This is a genomic window from Sphingobium sp. 22B (assembly GCF_001580035.1).
Classification (GTDB): Bacteria; Pseudomonadota; Alphaproteobacteria; order Sphingomonadales; family Sphingomonadaceae; genus Sphingobium; species Sphingobium fuliginis.
Genome location: NZ_LTAB01000003.1, coordinates 198650 through 209266, shown reverse-complemented (window position 1 = coordinate 209266; position 10617 = coordinate 198650). Strand labels below are relative to the sequence as shown.

Annotated in this window: 9 protein-coding genes; 7 read left to right on the top strand and 2 right to left on the bottom strand. The window is 64.3% G+C overall.

Annotated features, from left to right (window positions below; all coding sequences use genetic code 11):
• From A0J57_RS05540 to A0J57_RS05515, 6 genes are all read left to right on the top strand, one after another.
• Positions 1 to 567, top strand: a 567-nt coding sequence (locus A0J57_RS05540) for an alpha-L-arabinofuranosidase C-terminal domain-containing protein (protein ID WP_328587032.1), incomplete at its 5' end; no start/stop codon positions are given.
• A 130-nt stretch (positions 568 to 697) separates the two neighbouring features.
• Positions 698 to 1705 (top strand): arabinan endo-1,5-alpha-L-arabinosidase, encoded by a 1008-nt coding sequence (locus tag A0J57_RS05535; RefSeq protein WP_173664345.1) that lies wholly within the window; start codon positions 698 to 700, stop codon positions 1703 to 1705.
• 119 nt (positions 1706 to 1824) lie between these two features.
• The gene (locus tag A0J57_RS05530; protein WP_061937217.1) at positions 1825 to 3246 is read left to right on the top strand and encodes a family 43 glycosylhydrolase; all 1422 of its coding nucleotides are present in this window, start codon (positions 1825 to 1827) and stop codon (positions 3244 to 3246) included.
• 248 nt (positions 3247 to 3494) lie between these two features.
• Entirely contained in the window at positions 3495 to 6320 is a 2826-nt protein-coding gene (locus A0J57_RS05525) for a TonB-dependent receptor (RefSeq protein ID WP_061937220.1), read from the top strand.
• Positions 6321 to 6438: 118 nt separating this feature from the next.
• Positions 6439 to 6744, top strand: coding sequence for a hypothetical protein (locus A0J57_RS25185; protein ID WP_061937223.1), 306 nt, complete (start codon positions 6439 to 6441; stop codon positions 6742 to 6744).
• A gap of 603 nt (positions 6745 to 7347) precedes the next feature.
• A complete protein-coding gene (locus A0J57_RS05515; RefSeq protein ID WP_061937226.1) occupies positions 7348 to 8121 on the top strand; it encodes an alpha/beta fold hydrolase in 774 nt (257 codons plus the stop codon).
• Between the two features lie 26 nt (positions 8122 to 8147).
• Here the strand turns inward: A0J57_RS05515 and A0J57_RS05510 are convergent, their stop codons facing one another.
• Both A0J57_RS05510 and A0J57_RS05505 read right to left on the bottom strand, forming a co-directional pair.
• Entirely contained in the window at positions 8148 to 8525 is a 378-nt protein-coding gene (locus A0J57_RS05510) for a VOC family protein (RefSeq protein WP_061937229.1), read from the bottom strand.
• Positions 8526 to 8882: 357 nt separating this feature from the next.
• Positions 8883 to 9461 (bottom strand): TetR/AcrR family transcriptional regulator, encoded by a 579-nt coding sequence (locus A0J57_RS05505; protein ID WP_061937232.1) that lies wholly within the window; start codon positions 9459 to 9461, stop codon positions 8883 to 8885.
• Positions 9462 to 9595: 134 nt separating this feature from the next.
• Between A0J57_RS05505 and A0J57_RS05500 the strand changes: the two genes are divergently transcribed.
• The gene (locus A0J57_RS05500) at positions 9596 to 10351 is read left to right on the top strand and encodes an SDR family oxidoreductase (RefSeq protein WP_061937235.1); all 756 of its coding nucleotides are present in this window, start codon (positions 9596 to 9598) and stop codon (positions 10349 to 10351) included.
• Positions 10352 to 10617: the final 266 nt, after the last annotated feature.

Here is a 10617-nt window from a genome sequence, read left to right as displayed (position 1 = left end):
GTGCGCATGAGCGCCATCGCGCAGATGGTGAATGTGTTGCAGGCGATGATCCTGACCGAAGGCAGGAAGATGGTGCTCACCCCCACCTATCATGTCTTCGAAATGTACAAGCCCTGGCAGGAYGCGACGGTGCTGCCGATCGACATCGACACGCCCTGGTACAACAAGGACAGGTTCGTCATGCCGGCGGTCAGCGGATCGGCGGTGCGGGCCAGGGACGGCAAGGTCCATGTCGGCCTTTCCAANGACACGCCCTGGTACAACAAGGACAGGTTCGTCATGCCGGCGGTCAGCGGATCGGCGGTGCGGGCCAGGGACGGCAAGGTCCATGTCGGCCTTTCCAATCTCGATCCCAGCCAGACCAATATGGTGACGGTGAAGCTGGACGGGTTGAACGCGGCCAATGTGTCGGGCCGCATCCTGACTGCTCCCGCGATCAATTCGCACAACAGCTTCGACGCGCCGGAGGTGGTGAAGCCCGCCGCCTTCACCGGCGCGCAGGTGAGCGGCGGCACGCTGACGGTGGCGCTGCCGCCCCGGTCCGTGGTCGTGCTCGACCTGCAATGAAGCCCTTGGAGCGGACGGAGGGTGGAATCGCCGTCCGCTCCATCCTCTTAGCTGTGCCGTGTTCCTGCGCAGAAGCACGTTGCGCCCGGAACCATTATCGGAGAGAGCCTATATGGCGCGGCAGATTATCATGAAACTCATGGGCCTCGCGCTGCTGGCGGCTGCTGGCCAGGCCTGGGCCCAGCAACCCGCCGTCACCCTCAACAGCCGCCTGACCGGCGACCTGACGCCGACCCACGATCCGGTCATCATCCGCGAAGGCGACAGCTATCATGTCTTCAGCACCGGCCACGGCCAGCGCCTGATCGAAACGCGCACGTCGAAGGACCTGGTCCACTGGACCGCCGGCGATCCCGTCTTCACCGCCCTGCCCGGCTGGGCGACGAAGGCGATCCCCGGCAGCAACGGCATGTGGGCGCCCGACATCAGCTTCGTGAACGGCCGCTACCGGCTTTATTATTCCGTCTCCACCTTCGGCTCCAACCGCTCGGCCATCGGGCTGGCGACCAGCCCGACGCTCGATCCCAAGGCGAAGAATTACGGCTGGCGCGACGAAGGGCTGGTGGTGATGTCGACCAGCACGGACGACTTCAACGCCATCGATCCCAATTTCATCGTTGACCGGGAGGGTCGCCACTGGCTGGCGCTGGGCAGCTTCTGGACAGGCATCAAGCTGTTCGCGCTGGACCCGAAAACCGGCAAACCCAAGGACCCCAAGGCGAAACCCCATGCCATCGCCCGCCGCCCCGCGCCCACAGGCGGCCCGGCCCCGGTGGAGGCGCCCTTCATCGTCGACCATGGCGGCTATTACTGGCTGATGGCGTCCTATGATTATTGCTGCAAGGGCGTGAACAGCACCTATTATACGGTGATCGGCCGGTCCAGGGCGATCACCGGCCCCTATCTGGGCAAGGACGGCAGTTCGATGATGCAGGGCGGCGGCACCATCTTCCTGCGCGCCGACCTTCAGGAGCAGCAACGCTGGCGCGGGCCGGGCCATGCGGGCTGGCTGCACGACCGGGACGGTACGGACTATGTCGTCTATCATGCCTATGACAAGCAGGCGAACGGCGCCCCCACCCTGCGGATCGCGCCGGTCCGCTGGGGCGCGGACGGCTGGCCGGTGGCTGAATATTGACCCCGTCGCCCTCCCCCCTTCCGGCGCTTCGCGTCTCCCTCCCTCTCCCGCCGGGAGAGAGGGGGTCCGCCCCCAAGGGCGGTGGGAAGGGCAAGGGCGACCCAAGAGGAGAGCTTTTCATGAATCCAATCGATCGCCGCCTGTTCCTTGCCGGGACAGCCGCACTGTCGGCAACGCCGCTGATCGCGCGCACCAAGGCCGAAGTCCCTGCCCCCGCCCCCCTCAACCCGTTGGTCAAGCAACGCGCGGACGCGCAGGTCTTCCGTCATGAGGACGGCCATTATTACCTCACCGGTTCCGTCCCCGAATATGACCGGCTGGTCCTGCGCCGGTCCAAGACGCTGGCGGGCCTCGCCACCGCGGAGGAAGCCGTCCTTTGGCGGCATGAGAAGACAGGCCCGCTGTCCGGCTTCATCTGGGCGCCCGAACTGCACCAGATCGACGGGCGCTGGACCATGTATTTCGCCGCAGGCCCCAGCGGCGGCGGCGAGGACGTGTTCCGCATCCGCACCTATGCCATCGTCTGCGACGGTCCCGATCCGATGACCGGCCGATGGAAGCTGCTCGGCCAGTTCCAGGCGCCGTGGGACAGCTTCAACCTCGATTCCACCAGCTTCGTGCACAAGGGCAGGCGCTACTTCGCCTGGGCCCAGCGCGAACCGGGGATCGAGACCAATTCCAACCTCTATATCGCCCCGCTGGCGTCGCCGCTGAAGCTGGCGGCCAGGGCGACGCGCCTCACGATCCCGACGCTCGACTGGGAAACAGGCGGCTACAAGGTGGCGGAGGCGCCCGCCGTCCTTCACCGCAACGGCCGGCTGTTCATGACCTATTCGGCCAGCGCCACCGACGCGCGCTATTGCCTGGGCCTGCTGACCGCGCCGGAGGATGCGGACATCATGGACCCCGATGCCTGGGTGAAATCGCAGCAGCCGGTCTTCACCAGCTGCCCGGAGACCAGCGTGTACGGGCCGGGCCACAACAGCTTCACCGTGGATGAGAAGGGCCGCGACATATTGGTCTATCATGGCCGCGACTATGAAGCGATCAAGGGCGACCCGCTGTTCAATCCGGACCGCCATACGCGCGTCCAGCGCCTCTATTACAAGGCGGACGGCACGCCCGACTTCGGCGTGCCCGTCGGCAACGGCCCGCTGCCAGAGCGTTTCGCCTCCGCCGTCGATCCCAGCGCGCTGCTGGCCCATGACGGCACCCGCCTGATCGCCGGCAATCCTTCGCTGCCCGCGACCCAGTTCCGCCAGACCGCCGGACGCGCCGGGCCGCAGAGCATCATGCTTTCCCCCATTCTGCTGCCAGACCATTATCTTTTGGCCGGCAAGGACGGCTCCGTCACCCTCGCCCGCGATGATCGCAGCGCCGATTTCGCCATGCGCAGCCAGTTCGTCCGATTCTCCGACGACAGGTCGAACACGGTCCGCTTCGTGTCCATCGCGGTCACGGGCAAGGCGCTTGCGGCGGTCGGGAAGGAGATCCGCCTTGCGGGCAGCCACGACGCTACGGCACGGTGGATCGCGGACTGAAACCCAGCCCCCAAGTCTGACAAATAAAAGGATTAAAAGCCGCCTCCCCATTTCGGAGGCGGCTTTTTCTTTTCGCCGGAAACGGCAGAAAAGCGCCGGTTTTTCGGATGAGACATATTTGTCACTAGGGAAAATTTTTTCGTGAACGGCAGTGCAAATTCCCTCTTGCCTTCTATTACTCCGAGAAATAATTAGTCCGAGTAATTCATGGCGCCCAAGCGCTCGCATCTCCAAGGGGAGGATCAAACATGGCTTTGAAGCCGCTCGCTTTCACGTCTGCATCCCTGCTCGCGCTCATGTTGGCGGGCACGGCCCATGCCCAATCCGCAGCAGCGCCGCAGGATGAAGAGGCCAACGACATCATCGTCACGGGCGTCCGCGCCTCGATCGTGGGCGCGCTCAACGTCCGCAAGGAATCGACCCAGATCGTCGACTCGATCGTCGCGGAGGATGTCGGCAAGCTGCCGGACAACAACGTCGTCGAAGCGCTCCAGCGCGTCACCGGCATCCAGGTGACCAACCGCACCGGCGGCGAAGCGGCGGCGATCTCCATCCGCGGGCTGCCCGATGCGCTGACCACGCTCAACGGACGCAACATCTTCACCGCCGCCGGCCAGGCTTTCGCGTTGCAGGACGTGTCCGCCAACCTCGTCAAGCGCGTCGATGTGTTCAAGACCCGCTCCGCCGACCAGATCGAGACCGGCCTTGCCGGACAGGTCAATGTCGAAACCCGTCGTCCCTTCGACTTCGACGGCTTCGCCATTTCCGGCCTTGCCCGCGGCATCTACAATGAACAGGCCGACAGCTATAACCCGAACGTCGCGCTGCTGGTCAGCGACCGCTGGGAAACGGGCATCGGCGACATCGGCCTGCTGGTGAACGGCAGCTACAGCCGAACCAAATATCGCGACCAGACCGTGACGGCGGGCGCCTTCGTGCCGTTCGCGACGATGAACCCGGCGACGGGCACCGGCCTGACGCCTTTCCAGCGCATCTTCCCCGCCGGGCGCGATCCGATCACCGGCCAGTTCGTCGTCGCACCCGCCCTCGGCGCGTGGGACCCCGGCCTGGACCGCGGCCTGCCCACCGCGACCGGCTCCACCATGCTCGTCAACGGCGTCGAAACCCCCTATTATCTGTCGCGCGACGCGGTGTTCAGCTCCGACCTTTACGGCAAGCGGGAACGTCCGTCCTTCAATGTCGCGCTGCAATGGGCGCCCAACAGCAGCTCGGTCTATACGGCCGAGGTCTTCTACGCCGGCTTCCGGGGCGAGACCTTCAACAGCCTGCAGTTCAGCTTCGTCGACTTCTGGGACAATCCGCAGGCGCCGACGCTCTATGACGGCACCAACATCGTCAAGTCGCGCGTCGCCAACAATGTCTACGGCTTCAACAGCGGCGACTTCACCAAGACCTCGACCGACAGCTTCGTCTATGCGCTGAACGGCAAGTGGGATCTGGGCGACCGCGGCAAGATCGTCGGCGACATCGCCTATCAAACCAGCAAGGTGAAGACCTCCTTCATCGCGATGCGCACGGACCGCGTCGCCAGCCAGATCACCACGGATTTCAATGCCGGGGGCGGCATACCGTCCTATCATTTCAGTGACGACAGCCTGCTGAACGACACCGGCATCTGGAACGTCGCACAGCTCTACGACAATGCGAACCGGGACAAGGGCAGCGCCATCACCGGCACGCTCGACGGCTATTACACCTGGGACGAGGGCTTCCTGCGCCAGATCAAGGCAGGCATCCGCATCGACCAGCGCAAGGCGTCGACCGCCGTGCGCACCCAGGACGCCGGCGCGCCGCTGGCCGCGACCACGCTGGCGGGGCTGGGCGAAGGCGCCGCCTTCACCAATTCGGACTTCTACCAGGGCCGCGCCGACGTGCCGACGAGCTGGACGCTCGCGAACGGCTACTGGCTTCACGACAATGCGGACACGGTGCGCGGCCTCTACGGCCTCAGGACATCCGACCAGCTCTCGCTCCAGAGGGTGTTCGACATCGATGAAAGCACCATCGCCGCCTATGTGCAGGCCGATGGCGAACTGTCGATCTTCGGCCGCCCGCTGAAGCTGCAGGCCGGTGTCCGCTACGTCACGGTCGACACCGACTATAATTTCTTCGACCGCTACAATGGCGGCGCGCAGACCCGCGTCTCTTCGGGTTCGGATCGCTTCCTGCCCAGCTTCACCGCGCGCTACGAGATTTTGGACAATCTGCGCCTGCGCTTCAACTATGGCGAAACGCTGCGACGCCCGAACTTCAGCGACATCAACCCCAATTATTCGCTGACCGGCGACCTCACCAATGTCGGCTATGGCAGCGGCACGGCGGGCACGGCGACGCTGAAGCCCACCCATTCGAAGAATTTCGACGCCGCGATCGAATGGTATTTCGAACGCAACAGCGCGATCACGCTGACGGGCTTCCGCCGCGAGATCAACGGGCTGGTGGTGCCGCTGACGGTGATGGAATTCATCCCCAACAACGGCATCGTCGCGGGCGCGACGAACAATTTCGCCATCACCCGGCCGGTCAACGCCTCCAACGGCGTGCTCAAGGGCCTGGAACTGGGGCTCACCTATTTCCCGAGCTATCTGCCGGGTCCGCTGGACGGCCTGGGCTTCGTGGGCAGCGTGACGGTGCTGGATTCCAAGCAGAACATTCCGCAGACGGATGCTGCGGGCAATGTCACAGGTCAGGCGACCTCGTCCTTCTTCGGCGTGTCGGACCTCAGCTACAACGCCACGCTCGCCTATGACAACGGCCCGATCGGCGCGCGCCTGTCCTATATCTGGCGCAAGGAGTTCCTGGCGAACAACGAAGCCCGCCTGTTCGCCAACCCGATCGGCGTTTGGCGCAACCCGGAAAAGAGCCTGGACTTCCAGCTCACCTGGAATGTCAACGACCGTCTGGGCGTGACTTTCGACGCGGTGAACCTCACCAAGTCCAAGCAGCAGACCTATTACAAGTTCGAGGATGTCGGCGGTCCCGAGCAATATAATCTTGGCACGACCCTGCTGGCGCGCACCTTCGCGCTCGGCGTCCGCTACACCTTCAAGTGAGTGCCCGATGGGATGCGGTGTCTCCTCACCGCATCCCATTTCCATGGCGGCCGGTCCGGGACCCCTCTCCATTCCCGGGCCGGCCGCCATATCCTTTGCGGTCATGGGAGGGTGAGAGATGCATGCTTCGATGAAGGTCCTGCTGGCGGGCGCGGCGCTGTTGGGGGCGGCCGCCGCTTCCCCGCCCCCGTCGCGGCCGGGGATGGACAGGCACCACATCGCCGTGCAGCGCTTCGGCAACGATGCCCCCTGGTACGAACAGCGCATTCCCTTCTTCGAGTCCGCCGATCCCCGGATAGACGCCGTCTATTATTATCGCTGGTCCCTCTTCCCCGCGCATCAGCGCGACCTGGGGGAAGAAGGCTTCATCTCCACCGAATTCCTGGACGATGTCGACTGGCAGCGGCACCCTATGCCAGCCTGAACGACGCCACCGGCTTTCATCTGGCGGAGGGGCGCTGGCTGAACGACCGGCGCTATGCCGACGATTATCTGAACTTCATGTATGCCAGCGGCGGCAATGACCGCCACTTCACCGACTATATGGCCGACAGCGTCTGGGGGCGTTATCTAGGCTCAGGACCTATTACTGGCGGGGTCGAGGTTTGAGGCAAAATGGCTCAGGGCAAGAAGGCGAGGCGCAGGAATATGTCGATATTTCCAGCCTGCCGACGCAGCACTGGGCCATTTTGGTCAAATTCCCGCGGGACGCCGAAATGGCGCCTCGAAGTAATGGGTCCTGAGCCCAAAGGGGCTGTAAAGGCGCGACATGCAATGTTGCGGTCGCCCCGCGAACCGGGCCCGCGCCATGGCGTTCAAGAGCGCTGGCCGCGTCCGGCACTGCCGCGCCTGCTCCACAAGGAAGCCGTTACACAAGCATGCGTCTTTCCATCGGCGGCCGATCGGCATAGTGCTTCAAGGCCGTTTCCTTCTTTCCGGCTTCCACAACCAGAATGTGCGCCATTCAGCCGGCCCCGGAAGCAGCACAAGTTGCACGATGACCCCATTTCCAGAAAGGAACGGCATAGTGACCGTCGATCGTCGTACATTCATGCAGACCGCCCTTATCGCCGGAGCCGTCGCCGCCTCCGCCAACGCATTCGCCCAGACCGTCGCAAAGACGAAGGCGCGCAACGTCGTGCTGGTGCACGGCCTGTTCGCCGATGGCTCGTCCTGGTCGGAGGTGATCCCCCTGTTGCAGGCCCACGGGCTCAACGTCACCGCAGTCCAGAACCCGCTGACGACATTGCCCGATGCGGTGACTGCGGCGCGGCGCGTGCTGGATCGTCAGGATGGGCCGACCGTCCTCGCCGGGCACAGCTTTTCCGGGATGATCGTCACCGAAGCGGGCATGCACCCCCATGTCTCCGCCCTCGTCTATGTCGCCGCCCGCGCGCCCGATGCGGGCGAGGATTATGGCGCGCTGGCGAAGACATTTCCGACGCCGCCGGCCAGCGCCGGCATCGTCTTCGACGGGGATGAGGGGCGATTGACCGAAGCGGCCTTCCTCCGCGATTTCGCGGGCGACCTTCCGGAGGCCAGGGCGCGGGCGCTCTTTGCCGTCCAGTGGCCGTTCCACAGGGAACTGCTCGCGGGCCGCACGACGAACGCGGCGTGGCGCAGCAAGCCCAGCTATTATGCGGTCTCGACGGAAGATCGCACGATCGACCCCAACCTCCAGCGCTTCATGGCGAAGCGCATGAACGCAAAGACGATCGAGCTGAAGTCGAGCCATGTGTCGCTGATCTCCCACCCCCGCGCCGTTGCGGATCTAATCCGCGAGGCGGCGGGACCGGCCTGACCCGGGTGCCGGCGAGCATGGAAAGCCTAAGGCTCAAGGCAATAGGCGCACAGCTTATTGCCATCGAGGTCGCGGCAGTAGGCGAAGTACCATCCCGGGCCGCGCACATGGGGTCCGCCCTCGGTTGCGCCACCCAATGCGAGGGCGCGCTGATGAAAAGCGTCCACCTCCTCGCGCCGATCAAAGCAGAAGGCGACCATCGATCCATTCCCCACCGTTGCTGGCTGCCCGTCATAGGGCCCAAGGACCGCGAAGCTGAAGGAACCATCTCGCCCGTACACACGACCTCCAGATGGATGCTCGAACAAAGGCGCAAGCCCGACCACCGCAAGCAGCGCGTCATAGAAGGCCTTTGCACCGGCGAGATCGTTCGAACCAACTGTGCAATATGCTAAGACGCCCATGCCGAAGCCTCCTGTTCGCTGAACCTCCATCCATCCGTGGAAGAGCGATGATGCGCAACCGGTCTTTGGCGGGCCCCTCCCTGAATTCGGACGCACCGCTTCAGCCAAGCGCCCTCATAACGGTCATGATGCTCACCCTATGGCGAACGTGAAGGCAGCGTCACGCCGCCGGCTGCACGCGAATGAGGGGATGACGCCACGACCCGCCGCCCGAAACGGATGAAAGTTCCAATATGAACATGGCAGTACCAGCAGGTCGAGCGTCTTGGGCGCCCTGCCAGTTCGGTCATCGACCCCAGATCGGTCGTTTAGCGCCCCTGTCGAATCTTCATGATCGGATCTTCATGACCGGCATGTCTATGCCAAGGCGCCATTACTCGCGGCCACGAGATAGGCGTGGCAAGCTCGGGGCAATTCACAGCGCAGCCGGGCGAAATTCTCTTCGGATGGCTCAGCCTCCATGACGACCCGCACCGAGCCGCCCAGAAGGGCCGCGAGCATGAAGGCGGCAGAAGATCGGTCGGCGAACCGCGCATCCGGGGCATTGGCGAGCAGCGTATCGATCACCTGCGTCATGCGTTGCGCCGCCCGGCTCATCATTTCCGACAGGTCGAACTCGGCGGCGATGCCATAGATGGCGCGGGAGGCGACCATGTCAGCCATCTTCGCGTCCAGCCATGCCGTGGCCAACCCGTGCGCGACCGTCCCAAGGTCCGATCCCGCCAGCCGCGCCGCCGCATCCCGCATCGCCGTATCGATCAGGTCGAACTGCCGCTGAACGAGGGCGAAGAGCAGCGCCTGCTTGTGCGGATAATATTGGTACATCGTCCCCACGGAGACGCCGGCGCGCGCCGCCACACGGGTGGTGGTGAGCCGCCCCACGCCGCCCGCGAGCAAAACCTGAATGGTCGCGACGTGAATCGCCTCGATAGTCACTGCGGAGCGCGCCTGTTGCGGCGCTTTGCGAGGTTTCAGCAAGGCTGGCGGTGGGCGGTTCATATGCGAATACCGAAACTGAAGGATCGTTCATATCTATAATGCTCCAACGATCGCCCGCAAGGAGCTTCACGATGAACACTGTCCTCATCACCGGCTGTTCGACCGGCTTCGGCCGTGACACCGCCCTCCATTTCCTGAACCAGGGCTGGAATGTCGTCGCCACTATGCGCGATCCCGCAGCCAGCACCCTGCCCGCCTCCGACCGGTTGCGCATATTGCCGCTCGACGTCACGGATATGGGCAGCATCGCCGCGGCGGTCGCGGAGGCGGGGCCGGTCGACGTGCTGGTGAACAATGCCGGGGTGGGCTGGCTCAATGCCGTAGAGGGCACCCCCCTGGAAACGGTGCGCGCCATCTTCGAGACCAACCTGTTCGGCGCGATCGCGATGATGCAGGCGGTGTTGCCGGGAATGCGGGCGCGGCGCGCGGGCGTGATCGTGAACGTCAGCTCCAGTTCGCTCTACAAGCCGTTGCCGCTGCTCTCGGTCTATCGCGCCAGCAAGGCGGCCATGAATGCGCTCACCGAGTCCGCCGCGCACGAACTTGCGCCGTTCGGCATCAGGGTGCGGATCGTCATGCCCGGCATGGCGCCCTCGACCAGCTTTGGCGACACGGCGCGGGGCCAGGTGATGAAAGATGGCGGCTTCCCCGCGGCCTATGCCGATTATGCACAGCAGACGCTGGCCGCGCTCATGGAGGCCGCCAACGGTCCGGTCACGGTCGGACAGGATGTGGCGGACGCTGTCTATCGCGCGGCGACCGATCCGGAGTGCCCGGCAGTGCTGCCGGCCGGCGCCGACGCCGTCGCCTGGGCAAGAGACGCCTGATCTGTCAGGAACGATCCATCCATGCGATCCCGCAATCGCCATGATGCAGGGCCCGTCTCGCCTCATGTCGACGGGAGTCGCTTCCTGAACCCGCCGGGGAGAGCATCGTGCAGAAAAGTGGGAACCGGTTTTCGGCTTAAAGCGATGCGACAACAGAAAGCTGGAGCGCGCGACCAGCGCCCAATTTAACGCAGCGTGTTCTGGAGACCTATGGGATTTGGGCTTCCTATTTTGCCTGAGAAGCGATTCATGCTTTGGACGGACAT